This window comes from Kribbella sp. NBC_01505, assembly GCF_045040285.1.
In the GTDB taxonomy this organism is placed as follows: domain Bacteria; phylum Actinomycetota; class Actinomycetes; order Propionibacteriales; family Kribbellaceae; genus Kribbella.
The window spans coordinates 7893909-7908082 of record NZ_CP109425.1 but is presented as its reverse complement, the minus strand read 5'-3'; the positions used below and the strand labels follow the sequence as shown (position 1 = coordinate 7908082).

The following is a 14174-nucleotide window of genomic DNA, read 5'->3' as shown; positions in this document are numbered from 1 at the left end:
CTATTTGAACGTCTCGGCCGCCCGCTGAATGGTGGTGTAGTACTCCGACCAGCCGGCCTCGTCCAGCAGGCCGGCGTCGGAGCCACCCTGGCCGTCGATCAACTCCCGGATGATGTCGGCGTGACCCGCGTGATGCGCGGTCTCGTCGACCACCCGAACCAGCAACGCGCCGAACGTCGTCCGCCGCTTGTCCTCCGCCCAATGCGGAACCTCGGCCGGCGCATCCAGCTCGAACCGCGCAATCGACTCATCGCTGTGTGCACAGGCCGCCCGGTAAAGCCCGGTGATGTACTCGGTGCTCTCACTCGGCTGCGTCCACATGTCCGCCCCGTCCCACACCGAAAAGTCCGCCTCCCACGGCAACTGCTCAGCCGGCGGCCGCCCGACACTCGTCCCGAGATACACGTACTCGATCCCCGCCAGGTGCTTCACCAACCCCAGCAAGTTCGTCCCCGACGGCACCAACGGCCGCCGCCGGTCGTACTCACTCACCCCCTCCACCTTCGCCAGCAACAACGCCCGCGTACTCCGCAGATAGTCATGCAACACCGTCTTCATACCCAGCACGCTAACCGAGCCCCCGGACAATCCCAGCCGCACGACCGACTGCAGGTACTCCCCCCGCCGCCCTGCCCAACCCTGCCGGCGAGCGGGCCGGACCCCACCACCTGCAGTCGTTGATGCTGCCTGTGGATAACTCGCGCCGCGATCCGGCCGACTTTGGCACCCTGATGGAATGCAACCTGTCGACGAGATTGTGGCCCAGCTGGGTGGTTGGGCGACGTCTGCCCAGTTGCGCCAGTTGGTCACTCGATCGGCGCTGGAGCAGGCCGTATCGCGCGGAGACGTGGAGCGGGTCACCCGCGGCGTCTACGCCGTACCGGACCTGGGGCCGGAGCGCTTGACCGCGCTGGCGTACGACGGGGTGGCGTCGCACCTCAGTGCGGCTCACCTCTGGGGTCTGCCACTGCTGAATCCACCACCTGAACCACACGTCATCCTCCCGCCCCGGCGTCATCCGCGGTCTGTCCGCCCAGCAGTCCTGCACTGGGCGCCGGTCACTCTCGACGAACGCCAGAACCGGATGACCTCATTGCTCCGAACGGTCGTCGACTGCACGCGGATCCTCCCGTTCGGCGAGGCACTCGCCCTCGCCGACGCGGCCCTGCGCACCGGCAATCTGAGTCGGTACGAACTCAAGAACGCAACGATCGCCATGCACGGCCCCGGGCGACCGACAGCACTCCGCGTCGCGACCGCCGCGACGGCACTGGCGGAAAGCTTCCTGGAGTCCATCCTGCGCGGCCTGCTGATCTGCGCCGGATTCACCGAGTTCGAGCCCCAGGTCGTGGTCCGCGACGCCGGCGGATTCATCGGCCGGGTGGATCTCGGGCATCGAGCGGCCCGGCTCGCGCTGGAGGCCGAGGGCTACGGGTACCACAGCTCGGCGCCCGCCTTCGCCGCCGACTGCCGCCGCTACAACAATCTGATCGCCGCCGGCTGGCTGGTCCTCCGCTTCACCTACCAGCAGATCACCCAAGAACCCGCCTGGGTCATCGACCGGGTACGCACCACCCTGGCCCTGAGAACAGCCAGTACGACGCTCGCACCGCTCAAGTCGCTGACAACCACCCCAGCCGACCGCGCCGCCTAACCACCACCCTCCACCCAACCGCACGACGGACTGCAGGTACGCCGTTCCTCCGCCGTGGCTCGCCCGTAACCCAGTAGCCGAACCACCCAGAACTGGGACCACCTGCAGTCCTTCATGCTCGCCAACCCCAGGCAAGGCCAGCCGAACAAGCCGGCCCGACACCAACCAGCCGACCGCCGCTGGCCTGCAACCGCACTAAGGACTGCACGTACGCCGATCCGTGCCGCAGGTACACCCGTTCACCGCGCTGATTCGTGCCGCGCGGCCCGGCCCGCGGACCGGGCGAGCGGACCTACCTGCAGTCCTTCGTGCTCGGCAACCCCGGTGGAAGGCCAGCCGGAGACCCCGACACCTACCAGCCGACGGCCGACGGCCGACGGCCGACGACGGCCGGCCTGCAGCTGCACTACGGACTGCAGGTACGGCGGTGCTTGGTGCGGGTATGCCGGGTCCGCGCGCTGGCTCGGCCATACGCCGGTGGCCGAAACACCGGGGACTGGGACTACCTGCAGTCCTTCGTGCTCGGCGATCTCAGGGGAACGCCAGGCGGAGGAGCTGGGCCGGCACCAACCAGCCAACGGCCGTCGGGTGGGCTGCGGCTGCACTACGGACTGCAGGTACGGCGGTGCGGGGTGCAGGTACACCCGTTCACCGCGCTGATTGGCCCCGCGCGGCCCGGCCCGCGGACCGGGCGAGCGGCCCCACCTGCAGTCCTTCATGCTCGCCAACCCCAGTGCAAGGCCAGCCGGACAAGCCAGCCCGGCACCAACCAGCCAACGGCCGCCAGCCAGCCAGCAACTGCACTAAGGACTGCACGTACGCCGATCCGTGCCGCAGGCACACCCTTTCACCACGCTGATTCGTCCCGCGCGGCCCGGCCCGCCGAGCGGGCGGGCCGACCCACCTGCAGTCCTTCATGCTCGCCAACCCCAGTGCCGGGCCAGCCGGACAAGCCGACCCGGCACCAGATACCGGACGGCCGCCGGGCGGGCTGCGGCTGCACTACGGACTGCAGGTACGGCGGTGCGGGGTGCAGGTACACCCGTTCACCGCGCTGATTGGCCCCGCGTGGACCGGGCCGGAGCAGGCGGGCGGGACAACCTGCAGTCCTTCGTGCTCGGCGGTCTCAGGGGGAAGGCGGGGCTGGGCCGGTACCAGATAGCGGGCGGCCGGCGGGCGGGTTGGAGATGCACTACGGACTGCAGGTACGGCGGTGCTTGGTGCGGGTGTGCGGGGTCGGCGCGGTGGGCGGCTGGGCGTGGGGTGGGGCGCGGAGGGGGCGGGTGGGACTACTTGCAGTCGTTCGTGTTGGGGGTGGGGGTTGTGGGTGGGGCGCCTGGGGGGATGAAGGGGGCGGGCGGCGCGCCTTGGTGGATCAGGTGGAGGAGGGCGTCGGTGTTGACGTGGGTGTCGATGGCGTCGGCGAGACGGTTGAGGCGGGATTCGCGGAGGGCGCTGAAGGAAGTGGTGCCGTCGGGGGCCGGTTTGCCGGTCAGGGCTGCTACCTCGGCGAGGAAGGCGTGCCGGGTGGGGTCGTCGTCGAGGAGGCCGTGGTAGATGGTTCCCCAGGTGGTCGGGGTGCGGCAGCCGCCCGGGAAAGAGTCGGCGTCGCCGGTGACGGTGACCGTGCCGTGGTGGATCTCGTAGGCGGTGGGGGTGGGCCGGGCGAGGGTTTTCGCGCGGGCGAACTCGGTTGCTACTGGCAACAAGTTCAGCCCGGTGTGGGTACCGCCGCCTTCGACGCCGTCCGGGTCGGTGATCGGGCCGCCGAGGAGTTGGTAGCCGCCGCAGATTCCGAGGATCGGCCTGCCCTTCGCAGCCCGGGCGGCGACCGCTTCGTCGAGGCCGAGGGAACGCATCCAGGCCAGATCGGAGACGGTGGCGCGGGAGCCGGGCAGGACGACGAGGTCGGCGTCGCGGACCTCGGCGGGGCTGGTGGTGAAGAAGACGGTGTTGGTCGGTTCGGCGGCGAGCGCGTCGAGGTCGGTGAAGTTGCTGATCCGGGGGAAGCGAACGACCGCGATCGACAGCACGTCCGCGCTCGCGGCAGTACGTCGTACCGGGATGTCGAGCGCGTCCTCCGAGTCCAGCCAGAGCTCGGGAAGCCACGGCAGGATCCCGTACGTCGGGCGCCCGGTCACCGAGCCGAGCATGTCGATGCCGGGCTGGAGGAGCGAGACATCGCCGCGGAACTTGTTGATCAGGAAGCCGCTGATCAACGCCTGGTCGGCCGCGTCGAGCAGTGCGACCGTGCCGAACATCGAGGCGAACACTCCCCCGCGGTCGATGTCACCGACCACGACCACCGGTGACTTGATGTGCTGGGCGAGGCCCATGTTCACGTAGTCGGACTGCCGCAGGTTGATCTCGGTCGGGCTGCCCGCGCCCTCGGCGATGACCACGTCGTAGCGGCTCGCCAGGTCGTCGTACGCGGCGAAGGCAGCCTTGGCCAGCTCGGCGCGTTCGGTCAGGAAGCCGCGGGCAGAGAGCTCTCCCCACGGCTGGCCCATCAGGACGACGTGGCTGCGGCGGTCGCTGCCGGGTTTGAGCAGCACCGGGTTCATCGCTGCCTCGGGCTCGGCGCCGGCCGCGATCGCCTGGATCCATTGGGCGCGGCCGATCTCGGTGCCGTCGGCGCAGACCATCGAGTTGTTCGACATGTTCTGGGCCTTGTACGGCGCCACCCGCACACCCTGGCGCGCGAGCCAGCGGCACAAGCCGGTGACCACGGTCGTCTTGCCGGCGTCGGAGGTCGTACCAGCGATCAGGAGTCCTGCCACGAGGTCGATCCTAGAGCCCGCATCGTCAGCGCCAGATGCAGGCGGAACCGACCGCCGGCGCTGCCGAACGGGAAGCCAAGGACGGCCTCCGCCTGCTCGAGCCGATAGGCCACCGTGCTGTGGTGCCGGTAGACGAGCGCGGCGGCTTTGCGGACCGAGTCGGTGACGGAGAACGCGCGCAAGATCGCGAGCAGGTCGTCACCGCCGGGCTCGGCGGCAATTCGGTCCAGGGCCGCGACATCAGGCGACGCGGCGAGGTCCGACGGCCGCAGTCGCTCCACCACCACCAGCAGACCGCCAAGGTCATCAGCCCGTACGACGGGGTCCTGGGGCGAGGTGAGTCGGAGCGCCGTGCACGCATCCCGCCAGGAGTCGGCAGCCCGGATGGCCGGCACCATCGGACCGATCCCGGTCCGAAGCCCATCGGAGGGCGGCGGCTGCTCCGATGCCGTCCACAGCGACACCATGAGGGCTCCGACCGGGCCCGAGACCACGCGGGCATCAGGTGCGACGGCGGGTGGGCAGGCTACCGGGGCCGATCCCGCGGCGGGCGGGCACGGAGTGGAGACAGCAACGCGGAGGGTGGCGGTGGGAGTGATGCCGAGGAGGTGGAGTGCTCGGGAGCGTTCGGCGATGCCCGCAGTGGCGGAGACGACCAGCTCGACCAGGGCTGGGTCGCCGACCGCCGGGAGGTTGCTGACGGTGCGGTCGAGCAGCAGGGAGCCGGCTAGGGCGAAGCGTTCCAGGACGATCTCGTCCAAGGGCAGCGGGTCGCCGCGACGGGCGAGCCAGAAGCGGGCGTCGCCGTACTCGCGGAGGTCGGCGACCGACGGCGGTCCGCCGAGGTCGATGGTGCCGTCCGGATCGGCGCGCAGGACGAGACCGCGACCGGGCGCGTCGACGCCGACCGGGCATTCCGCCAGGGCCGCCGTACTGCGGAGCAAGGTCGCGAGCTCGGCGCGGTCCGTCATCAGGGCGTCGAAGAAGCCGATCACGCGGACGGCGCTCTCCGCGTCGGAGTCCAGCGAGGAGAGTCGCAGCAACAAGCCCTTCATGTCCAAAGACTACGCAGAGGTTACGCCGGGTGGCGGACAGGACGGCCTGGATCTCCGCCACCCGGCGGCTGCGCCGTGGCAGGCTGGCGAAGGATGCTCGAAGGGTCGGCGAACAGAGAGGCATCACGATGACCCAGTACGCGATCGACCCGGAGCTCCTGCCCTGGCTGGCGATGATCCCGGAGACGGATCTGAGCGACATGGCCGCGCTGCGCAAGCGCATGCCCGAGATGAAGAACCTGATCCCGCCGGTCGTCGTACCGGACGGGCTCGACATCCGCGAGATCACGATCCGCGGCCGCGACGGCTACGCCATCCGCGCCAAGGTCTACACGCCGGCCGGGGAGGTCGACGGGCTGCGGCCCGGGTTCGTGAACATCCACGGCGGCGGGTTCGTCTCGGGTGACATCGACATCATGGAGCAGAGCGCGGTCGACATCGCCGCCGGCGCCGGCGCCATCGTGGTCTCCCCGGAGTACCGGCTCGCACCCGAGCACCCCTTCCCCGCCGGGCTCGAGGACTGCTACGCCACCCTCGAGTGGCTGGCCGCCAACGCGGCCGACCTCGGCGTCGATCCGGACCGGATCGCAGTCGGTGGTGCCAGCGCGGGCGGCGGCCTGTCCGCGGCCGTCGCACTGCTCGCCCGCGACCGGCAAGGCCCTGCGATCTGCTTCCAGCTCCTCGAGATCCCCGAGCTCGACGACCGGTTGGAGACCCCGTCCATGCGGGAGTTCGTCGACACCCCGATGTGGAGCCGGCCGAAGGCGGAGTACAGCTGGAAGTACTACCTGTCTGGCGCACCGGAGACCCTAGGGCTCCAGTACGCCGCTCCGTCGCGTGCCGAGGATCTGCCCGGCCTCCCACCCGCGTTCGTGTCAGTGTGCGAGTTCGACCCGCTGCGCGACGAGGGAATCATCTACGCGCAGCGGCTTCTGGAGGCCGGTGTCAGCACCGAGCTGCACCACTACCGCGGCACCTTCCACGGCTCGGCCATGGTGGCGACTGCCGAGGTGAGCAAGCGGATGGCGGCCGATGCGATCGGCGCCATCCGCCGCGCGCTCAACTGACGGGAGGTTCGTCCTTGCCTTGTTCGGCCTCGGGTTTGACCGGAGTGATCCGGCGGCCCTGAGCATCGGTACTGGGTAGCCGCGGGGCCGGTCCCTGGAAGCGTGCGCCACCCCCGTCGCGAGCAGACAGCGGCTTGGCGATGTTCTCCAGCGACTGGCCCTCGGCATCGACGCCGAAGAACCACGCGATGATGCCTCCGGCCAGCATGATCACCGCACCGATGATGTAGCCGATGGCGAGCGGACCGCGGGCCGGGTGCTCGCCCTCGCCGATCAGCGACGCGAACAGGAACGGGGCCACAACTCCACCAGTGAGCTGCGAGATCGCGAAGAAGAACGAGATCGCCTGGCCGCGGAGCTCGATCGGGAAGATCTCACTCACCGTCAGGTACGCCGAGGACGCGCCGGCCGAGGCGAAGAAGAACGTCACGCACCACATCAGCGTCAACGTGGTCGCCGTCAGCGAACCGGCGTTGAACAGCAGCGCGGTGATGAACAGCACGACGGCCGCGATCGAGTACGTCGCGAAGATCATCTTCCGCCGGCCGATCGTGTCGAACCAGTGCCCCAGCAGCAGCGGCCCGGCCAGGTTGCCGATCGCGAACGGGAAGAAGTACAGCGCGACCCCGGAGTCGCTGAGCCCGAAGTACGACTTGAGCACCAGCGCGTAGGTGAAGAAGATGGCGTTGTAGAGGAAGGCCTGGGTGACCATCATCGAGAAGCCGAGGAAGGATCGGCTGCGGTAGTCGCGCAACATCACCCGGGCGATCTCGCGGTACGTCACCGGCGGGTAGTCGACGACGGTGATCGCCTCGTCGTCGCTCACCTCGCGCAGTTCGCCGCCCTGACGCCGTACGGTCTCCTCGATCCGGTCGACGGTGCGCTCGGCCTCCTCGACCTTGCCGTGCGTCATCAGCCAGCGCGGGCTCTCCGGGATGTGCCGGCGCAAGTAGATGATCATCAGACCCATCACCGGACCGACCAGGAAGCACAGCCGCCAGCCCCACTCGATCGGGAGGAAGTCCGGGTCCAGGAAGACCAGGCCGACCGCGGATCCGATCAGCGCACCGGCCCAGTAGGTGCCGTTGACGCCGATGTCGACGCGGCCGCGGTACTTCGACGGGATCAGCTCGTCGATCGCGGAGTTGATCGCGGCGTACTCACCGCCGATACCCATCCCGGCCACGAACCGGCAGAGCGCCAGCGACCAGAAGTCCCAGGTCAGACCTGCCGCACCGGAAGCGATCAGGTAGACCATCAGCGTGATGATGAACAGGCTCCGCCGGCCCCACTTGTCGGTCAGCCGGCCGAAGACGAGCGCGCCGACCACCTCACCGCCCAGGTAGATCGAGGCGAGCAGCCCGACCTCCGCCGTACTCAGACCGAGGGTGGCGCCCTCTTTCAGGGTGTTGCCGACCAGCGAGACCAGCTGGATCTCGAGGCCGTCCAGAATCCAGGAGACACCGAGGCCGACGACGATCATCCAGTGGAACTTTGTCCACGGCAATCGGTCCATCCGGGCCGGCACGAGGCTGGGTATCGGCTTGCCCTCCACAAGTGCGTGCTCGTTGCTCATCCCTGCTCCTCCCGAGCCCGGCGTCCCCGGCTGGGACACGCCCACGAGGGCCCGTACCCCGCGCGCGCCGGACTCCAAACCTGACGACCTACAGTTGCCGGTATGGAGAACGAGATCAGCGTCGTGGATGCCAAGGAGCGGAGCCGGTACGAGGCGATCGACGCCGACGGCAACCTGATGGGCTTCGTGGACTACGCGCTGCACCCCGGCGTCATTACCTTCCTGCACGCGGAGACGCTGCCGGACTTCCGCGGCCGCGGCGTGGCCGGACGGATCGCGGTGAAGTCGCTCGACGACGCCCGCGCGCTCGGCCTGCGGGTCAAGCCCGCCTGCCCGTACTACCAGGACTACCTGACCAAGCACACCGAGTACGCCGACCTGGTGGCCGGGTGACCGCGCCGGTGCTCGGCAAACTCGAGTGGCAGCCGGTGGCCGCCGTACCGGAGTTGCTGGCCGCGCCGACCCGTGATGCGGTCGGCGACCTTCCGGCGTACGCGGTGGCGATCGATCCGGAGCTGGCCGACACGGCCGCGTTCTGCGCGGAGTACGACGTACCGATGGCTGCCTCGGCGAACTGTGTGATCGTCCTCGGCAAGCGTGGCGGTGAGTCCTCGTACGCCGCCGTGCTGGTGCTCGCCGACGACCGCGCCGATGTGAACGGGGTGATCCGCAAGCACCTCGGCGTCCGGAAGATCTCGTTCGCGGCGCAGGACGACGCGGTCGCCTCGACCGGCATGGAGTACGGCGGCATCACGCCGATCGGGCTGCCCGCCGAGTGGCCGGTGCTGGTCGACGAGGCCGTCGTACAGGCCGGGCCGGTGGTGATCGGCAGCGGGATCCGCGCGTCCAAGATGCTGATCGACGGCGCCGAGCTGGCCAAGCTACCGAGCGCGACCGTACTGGCCCTTGCGCAAAGGTGATCTCACGCTTCGGAGCGGCGACCGGCCGTAGGCCGTGGACACGGAGTAGGCTCCCGGGCTGAAATGGGTGCGTGGACAGGTGTGGCAGGTGAGTCAGTGACAGCGGCCGGCGGCGGCGGAGATGGCGGGCCGACAGCGCTGCGAATCATGCTGGGCGGGCAGCTCCGGCGGATGCGGGAGCTGGCCGGGATCAGTCGCGCCGACGCGGGCTGGCAGATCCGCGCCTCGGAGTCGAAGGTCAGCCGGATGGAGCTCGGCCGGGTCGGCTTCAAGGAGCGCGACGTCAGCGACCTGCTCGACCTCTACGGGATGCGCGACGACGACGAGCGCTTCCGGTTGATGGAGCTGGCGCGCGCCGCGAACAACCCCGGCTGGTGGTCCCGGTACGGCGACGTGATGCCCAGCTGGTTCACGAACTACGTGGGGCTCGAGGTCGCGGCGACGCTGATCCGGACCTACGAGGTGATGTTCGTCCCCGGTCTGTTGCAGACCGAGGACTACGCGCGAGCCGTCGTCCAGCTAGGCAAGTCCTACCTGCCGAACGAAGAGGTTGATCAGCGGGTGGCGCTGCGGGTGACCCGGCAGCAGATCCTCACCCGGTCGACCCCGGCGCGGCTGTGGGTGGTCATCGACGAGTCGGCGCTGCACCGGCCGGTCGGTGGTGAGAAGGTCCTGCGGGAGCAGCTCGAGTACCTGATGATGTGTGCGCACCAGCCCAACATCACCTTGCAGATCATGCCGTTCAGCAGTGTCGGCTACCCGGGCGCGGGTGGGGCGTTCAGCATCCTGCGGTTCCCCGACGGGGACCTGCCGGACATCGTCTACATCGAGCACGCGGCGAGCGCGCTCTACCTCGACAAGCTCGAGGAGGTCGACGAGTACGCCGCGATCATGGAGGGGCTCACGATCGCGGCGGCACCCGTCTCCGCGACCGAGGGCCTCCTGAAAGAGGCCCTCGCGCGGCTGGACTGATCGGACGGGATCAGTTCAGTTGCATTCAGGCCAGCTTCAGGTCCACGACGATGTTGCCGCGGGTGGCGTTGGAGTACGGGCAGACCTGGTGGGCCTTCTCGACCAGGTCCTGGGCGACGTCCTGCTCCAGACCCGGCAGGCTGACGACCAGGGCGACCTGGAGACCGAAGGCGCCACCGGCGATCGCGCCGAGGCCGACCTCCGCGGTGACCGTCGAGCCGGTGACCTCGACGCGCATCCGGCGGGCGACCGTCAGCATCGCGCTCTGGAAGCAGGCGGCGTAGCCGGCGGCGAAGAGCTGCTCGGGGTTGGTGCCGTTCCCGGTACCGCCCAGCTCGGCCGGCGGTGCCACGATGACCTCGAGCTTGCCGTCGCTGCTCGCGACCTTGCCGTCGCGGCCGCCTTCAGCGGTGGCCTTGGCGGTGTACAGAACCTTCTCGACCGGTGTGGTCATGGTTTGTCTCCTGGAAGTTTTCAGCGAGTGGGGTCGAGCACGAGCTTGCCGACGGTCCGGCGGGCCCGCATGTCTTCGTGAGCGTTGGCGACCTCGGACAGCGCGTACTCGCCGCCGACGATCGGGCGCAGGGTGCCATCGGCAACCAGACCGAACAGCTCGGTCAGCGGGTCACCGAGCAGGCTCGGGTCCCCGAAGCAGTCTGCCAGCCAGAATCCGACGATCGTCTTCGAGCCCTTCATCAACCGGCTCGGGTCGATCGCGGCGGCGGACTGGCGGGAGGCCGCACCGAAGGTGACGAGGCGGCCGAACTTGGCCAGCGCGGCGAACGACTCGTCGAACGTCGGTCCACCGACCATCTCGAGCACGATGTCGACGGGCTTGCCGCCGTTCGCCTCGATGATGCGGTCCTTCAGGCCTTCCGGCGTACCGTCGATGGCGGCGTCGGCGCCGAGCTCGAGGGCCTGCTTGCGCTTCTCCTCCGACGACGCGGTCGCGATCACGCGGCCGGCGCCCCAGTGCTTGGCCAGCTGGATGGCGAGGGATCCGACGCCACCGGCGCCGGCGTGCACCAGCACGGACTCACCGGGCTGGAAGTGGGTCGAGGTCTTGAGCAGGTGCCAGGCGGTCGTGCCCTGCAGCACCAGCGCGAGTGCGTCTCCGTCGGAGACACCCTCCGGAACATCCCACGCGTACGGCGCGGCGGCGACAGCCTTCTCGGCATACCCACCCGAGCCGACCAGCGCGACGACGCGGCGGCCATCGGCCGTGTGACCGACCACCTCACCGCCGGGAATCATCGGCAGCTTGGCCGCCTGCAGGTAGCTGTTCTCCACCTGGTGGGTGTCGGCGTAGTTGATACCGGCGTGATCGACGGTGATCAGCACCTGGCCGTCACCCGCGACCGGATCCGGAACGTCGCCGACCTTGAGGACCTCAGGTCCACCGAATTCAGTGATCTCAATGGCTCGCATACGTTGTACTATACACTGTACGTTAGGGACTTCAAAGGGAGGTGGGTCACATGGCGCGGACGCCGCGGAACACGCTCAGTTCGGAGCTGGTCGTGCGGACCGCCCTGGCGGTGATGGAGGCCAAGGGCGCCGACGGCTTCAGCCTGCGCGGGGTCGCGGCCGAGCTCGGGGTCGGGCCGATGGCCCTCTACACCTACTTCCGGAACAAGGACGATCTGTACGACGCCATCCGCGATCATCTGATGGGGTTGATGCCACCGGCGCCGGACGGGCTGGACTGGCCGGACCAGGTCCGATCGGTCTGCCGCGACCTGCGGATCCTGATGCTCCAGCATCCTTGCCTTGCGCAACTACTCGCGAGCCGGCCGTTGAGCGGGCACGAGACCGCGCGGGTCGCCGAGGGACTGCTGAGCGTGTTGCGGTCGGCCGGGTTCGAGCCCGAGATCGCCGCTCGCACACACACCACACTGTTCACCTACGTGCTCGGGGCAACCACCTGGGAGATCCAGATGGCGCAGGAGCAGAGCGACCCGGACGCGCTGCGACGGCTGCGCGCTTCGATGGAGTCGCTGTCGTCGCGGGACTTCCCGACAGTGATCGAGCTGGCGCCGGAGCTGGCCCGGACGACCGGTGGCGACAAGCAGTTCGACTACGGGCTCGACCTGCTGCTCGCTGGGCTGACGGCTAGAACACCATCGTGACGATGGCCAGGATGCCGATGCAGACGATCAGACCGCGCAACGCGATCGGAGGCAGCCGACGGCCGTAGCGAGCACCGAGGAATCCGCCGATGGTGGAGCCCACGGCGATCAGGCCCGCGGCCAGCCAATCGACATCGGCGACGATGATGAACAGGATCGCGGCGACCGTGTTGACGACCGTGGCCAGCACGTTCTTCAAGCCGTTCATCCGCTGGAGGTTCGGATCCAGGCCGAGGCCGAGGATCGCCATCAGCAGGACACCCTGAGCAGCACCGAAGTAGCCGCCGTACACGCCGGTGGCGAAGACCGCGGGGATCACCCACCAGGCGCCGCGGTGGGTATGCGACGGGACGCTGATCCACTTCGACAGCAACGGCTGGAAGGCGACCAGGACACAACCGAGGAGGATCAGGACCGGTACGACGGCGTGGAACGCGGACTCCGGGGTGGTGAGTAGCAGCACTCCCCCGACGACTCCGCCGACCAGTGAGGCCGGCACCAACCGGATCATCCGGCCGCGCTGGCCTTCCAGCTCACGCCGGTAGCCGATCGCGCCGGCCGCCGTACCGGGTGAGAGACCGACGCTGTTGGTCACGTTCGCCAGGACCGGCGGGATGCCGACAGCGAGCAGGGCCGGGAAGGTCAGCAACGTGCCCGATCCCACCACGGCGTTGATCGTGCCCGCGCCCATTCCCGCCACCAGGACGAACAGCGCCTCGAACCATGTCATCGTTGCCCGACTCTACGGGGCCGCGCGGTCCTGCCGGTGCGGTGGTCCGGAAGGTGAACGAACAACAGGGCCGCCCGGGAGAACCCGGACGGCCCTGTTCAAGTGGCAGTTATGCCTCGGGCAGCGTGTGCTCCGGGCTGGTCGACGGCGCCGGCGCCGCGGTGGTCCGGCCGCTGACCGCGGCGTTCTGCGCGGCCGCGATGGCTTCCTGTACGGCGTTGTCGGCCTCGGCGACCGCCTTGTCCTGGACACCGCTCTCGACCTCGGGCGTGGCCTCGGCGTCGGTGATCTCCGGCGCCTGCCAGTTGCCTTCGGCCTTCTGCGGGATCCCGGCGATCTGGCCGACGGCGCTGCCGAGACCCTCCATCGCCTTGCCGATCTCGCTCGGGATGATCCAGAGCTTGTTCGAGTCGCCCTGGGCGATCGACGGCAGCATCTGCAGGTACTGGTACGCGAGCAGACCCTGGTCCGGCTTGCCGGCGTGGATCGCGTTGAAGACCGTGGTGATGGCCTGCGCCTCACCCTGCGCCTTCAGGATCCGGGCCTCCCGCTCGGCCTGCGCGCGCAGGATGCGGGACTCCTTGTCACCCTGGGCGGTCAGGATCGCGGACTGCTTCTGGCCCTCGGCCGAGAGGACGGCCGACTGGCGCATACCCTCGGCGGTCAGGATCGCGGCGCGCTTGTCGCGGTCCGCGCGCATCTGCTTCTCCATCGAGTCCTGGATCGAGGGCGGCGGGTCGATCGAGCGCAGCTCGACGCGGTTCACCCGGATGCCCCACTTGCCGGTGGCCTCGTCCAGCACGTAGCGGAGCTTCTCGTTGATCTCTTCACGCGAGGTCAGCGTCTGCTCGAGGTCCATGCCGCCGATGATGTTCCGCAGCGTGGTCATGGTCAGCTGCTCGATGGCCTGGATGTAGTTCGAGATCTCGTACGTCGCCCGGACCGGGTCGTTGACCTGGAAGTAGATGACGGAGTCGATCGACACCATCAGGTTGTCCTCGGTGATCACGCCTTGCGGCGGGAACGAGACGACCTGCTCGCGCATGTCGATGGTGTAGCGGACCTTGTCGACGAACGGGGTCAGCAGGTTCAGGCCCGGCTGCAGGCCGGTCTTGTACTTGCCGAACCGCTCGACGATCCCGACGGTCTGCTGTTGCACCACCCTTACGGACTTGGCCAGGGTGACGATCACCAGAATGGCGACGATCGCCAGCACCACAAGGAAGCCGATCACTGGACCCTCCACTCGACAGAACCCTCAGGACGGACAGTCTTTCCTATCGACGGGGCA

General features: G+C 69.0%; 15 protein-coding genes. 6 read left to right on the top strand and 9 right to left on the bottom strand.

Annotated features, from left to right (window positions below; genetic code table 11):
• Window positions 1–558, bottom strand: a complete 558-nt coding sequence (locus OG474_RS37160) for a DinB family protein (protein ID WP_405058326.1) — start codon at window positions 556–558, stop codon at window positions 1–3.
• Window positions 559–736: 178 nt separating this feature from the next.
• Between OG474_RS37160 and OG474_RS37155 the strand changes: the two genes are divergently transcribed.
• Window positions 737–1654, top strand: coding sequence for a type IV toxin-antitoxin system AbiEi family antitoxin domain-containing protein (locus OG474_RS37155; RefSeq protein ID WP_405058325.1), 918 nt, complete (start codon window positions 737–739; stop codon window positions 1652–1654).
• A gap of 239 nt (window positions 1655–1893) precedes the next feature.
• On the opposite strand, the gene OG474_RS37150 is transcribed toward OG474_RS37155, so the two are convergent.
• From OG474_RS37150 to OG474_RS37140, 3 genes are all read right to left on the bottom strand, one after another.
• Window positions 1894–2373, bottom strand: coding sequence for a hypothetical protein (locus OG474_RS37150; protein WP_405058324.1), 480 nt, complete (start codon window positions 2371–2373; stop codon window positions 1894–1896).
• 570 nt (window positions 2374–2943) lie between these two features.
• A complete protein-coding gene (locus OG474_RS37145) occupies window positions 2944–4434 on the bottom strand; it encodes a cobyric acid synthase (RefSeq protein ID WP_405058323.1) in 1491 nt (496 codons plus the stop codon).
• Window positions 4419–5489 carry a helix-turn-helix domain-containing protein gene (locus tag OG474_RS37140; protein ID WP_405058322.1) on the bottom strand — a complete coding sequence of 357 codons (1071 nt, stop codon included), beginning with the start codon at window positions 5487–5489 and terminating at the stop codon, window positions 4419–4421. The genes OG474_RS37145 and OG474_RS37140 overlap by 16 nt, the downstream gene beginning before the upstream one ends.
• A gap of 29 nt (window positions 5490–5518) precedes the next feature.
• On the opposite strand from OG474_RS37140, the gene OG474_RS37135 reads away from it, so the two are divergent.
• The gene (locus tag OG474_RS37135) at window positions 5519–6556 is read left to right on the top strand and encodes an alpha/beta hydrolase (RefSeq protein WP_405058321.1); all 1038 of its coding nucleotides are present in this window, start codon (window positions 5519–5521) and stop codon (window positions 6554–6556) included.
• Here the strand turns inward: OG474_RS37135 and OG474_RS37130 are convergent.
• Complete coding sequence (locus OG474_RS37130) at window positions 6549–8132, bottom strand: MFS transporter (protein WP_405058320.1); 1584 nt, start codon at window positions 8130–8132, stop codon at window positions 6549–6551. The genes OG474_RS37135 and OG474_RS37130 overlap by 8 nt on opposite strands.
• Window positions 8133–8234: 102 nt before the next feature.
• On the opposite strand from OG474_RS37130, the gene OG474_RS37125 reads away from it, so the two are divergent.
• The 3 genes from OG474_RS37125 (at window position 8235) to OG474_RS37115 (ending at window position 10024) form a co-directional block, all read left to right on the top strand.
• Window positions 8235–8525 (top strand): GNAT family N-acetyltransferase, encoded by a 291-nt coding sequence (locus OG474_RS37125; RefSeq protein WP_405058319.1) that lies wholly within the window; start codon window positions 8235–8237, stop codon window positions 8523–8525.
• On the top strand, window positions 8522–9052 hold the full coding sequence (locus tag OG474_RS37120) for a YbaK/EbsC family protein (RefSeq protein ID WP_405058318.1): 531 nt from the start codon (window positions 8522–8524) through the stop codon (window positions 9050–9052). Before OG474_RS37125 ends, OG474_RS37120 begins: the two co-directional genes overlap by 4 nt.
• Before the next feature lie 147 nt (window positions 9053–9199).
• Window positions 9200–10024 (top strand): helix-turn-helix domain-containing protein, encoded by an 825-nt coding sequence (locus OG474_RS37115; protein ID WP_405064653.1) that lies wholly within the window; start codon window positions 9200–9202, stop codon window positions 10022–10024.
• A 25-nt stretch (window positions 10025–10049) separates the two neighbouring features.
• Here OG474_RS37115 and OG474_RS37110 read toward each other — a convergent pair whose 3' ends face one another.
• Together OG474_RS37110 and OG474_RS37105 are read right to left on the bottom strand one after the other, a co-directional pair.
• Window positions 10050–10478, bottom strand: a complete 429-nt coding sequence (locus OG474_RS37110; protein ID WP_405058317.1) for an organic hydroperoxide resistance protein — start codon at window positions 10476–10478, stop codon at window positions 10050–10052.
• Window positions 10479–10498: 20 nt separating this feature from the next.
• On the bottom strand, window positions 10499–11452 hold the full coding sequence (locus tag OG474_RS37105) for a zinc-binding alcohol dehydrogenase family protein (RefSeq protein ID WP_405058316.1): 954 nt from the start codon (window positions 11450–11452) through the stop codon (window positions 10499–10501).
• A 50-nt stretch (window positions 11453–11502) separates the two neighbouring features.
• Between OG474_RS37105 and OG474_RS37100 the strand changes: the two genes are divergently transcribed.
• The gene (locus OG474_RS37100; protein WP_405058315.1) at window positions 11503–12153 is read left to right on the top strand and encodes a TetR/AcrR family transcriptional regulator; all 651 of its coding nucleotides are present in this window, start codon (window positions 11503–11505) and stop codon (window positions 12151–12153) included.
• Here the strand turns inward: OG474_RS37100 and OG474_RS37095 are convergent.
• Complete coding sequence (locus OG474_RS37095) at window positions 12137–12883, bottom strand: sulfite exporter TauE/SafE family protein (RefSeq protein WP_405058314.1); 747 nt, start codon at window positions 12881–12883, stop codon at window positions 12137–12139. The genes OG474_RS37100 and OG474_RS37095 overlap by 17 nt on opposite strands.
• Window positions 12884–12992: 109 nt before the next feature.
• Window positions 12993–14117, bottom strand: coding sequence for an SPFH domain-containing protein (locus OG474_RS37090; RefSeq protein ID WP_405058313.1), 1125 nt, complete (start codon window positions 14115–14117; stop codon window positions 12993–12995).
• Window positions 14118–14174 lie beyond the last annotated feature (57 nt).

Excerpts from the sequence above, each read along its gene's own strand:
- OG474_RS37160 (WP_405058326.1), bottom strand. The coding sequence starts at position 558 with ATGAAGACGGTGTTGCATGACTATCTGCGGAGTACGCGGGCGTTGTTG.
- OG474_RS37150 (WP_405058324.1), bottom strand. The coding sequence starts at position 2,373 with ATGAAGGACTGCAGGTGGGGCCGCTCGCCCGGTCCGCGGGCCGGGCCG.
- OG474_RS37140 (WP_405058322.1), bottom strand. The coding sequence starts at position 5,489 with ATGAAGGGCTTGTTGCTGCGACTCTCCTCGCTGGACTCCGACGCGGAG.
- OG474_RS37115 (WP_405064653.1), top strand. The coding sequence starts at position 9,200 with ATGCTGGGCGGGCAGCTCCGGCGGATGCGGGAGCTGGCCGGGATCAGT.
- OG474_RS37130 (WP_405058320.1), bottom strand. The coding sequence starts at position 8,132 with ATGAGCAACGAGCACGCACTTGTGGAGGGCAAGCCGATACCCAGCCTC.
- OG474_RS37100 (WP_405058315.1), top strand. The coding sequence starts at position 11,503 with ATGGCGCGGACGCCGCGGAACACGCTCAGTTCGGAGCTGGTCGTGCGG.
- OG474_RS37095 (WP_405058314.1), bottom strand. The coding sequence starts at position 12,883 with ATGACATGGTTCGAGGCGCTGTTCGTCCTGGTGGCGGGAATGGGCGCG.
- OG474_RS37125 (WP_405058319.1), top strand. The coding sequence starts at position 8,235 with ATGGAGAACGAGATCAGCGTCGTGGATGCCAAGGAGCGGAGCCGGTAC.
- OG474_RS37105 (WP_405058316.1), bottom strand. The coding sequence starts at position 11,452 with ATGCGAGCCATTGAGATCACTGAATTCGGTGGACCTGAGGTCCTCAAG.
- OG474_RS37110 (WP_405058317.1), bottom strand. The coding sequence starts at position 10,478 with ATGACCACACCGGTCGAGAAGGTTCTGTACACCGCCAAGGCCACCGCT.
- OG474_RS37155 (WP_405058325.1), top strand. The coding sequence starts at position 737 with ATGCAACCTGTCGACGAGATTGTGGCCCAGCTGGGTGGTTGGGCGACG.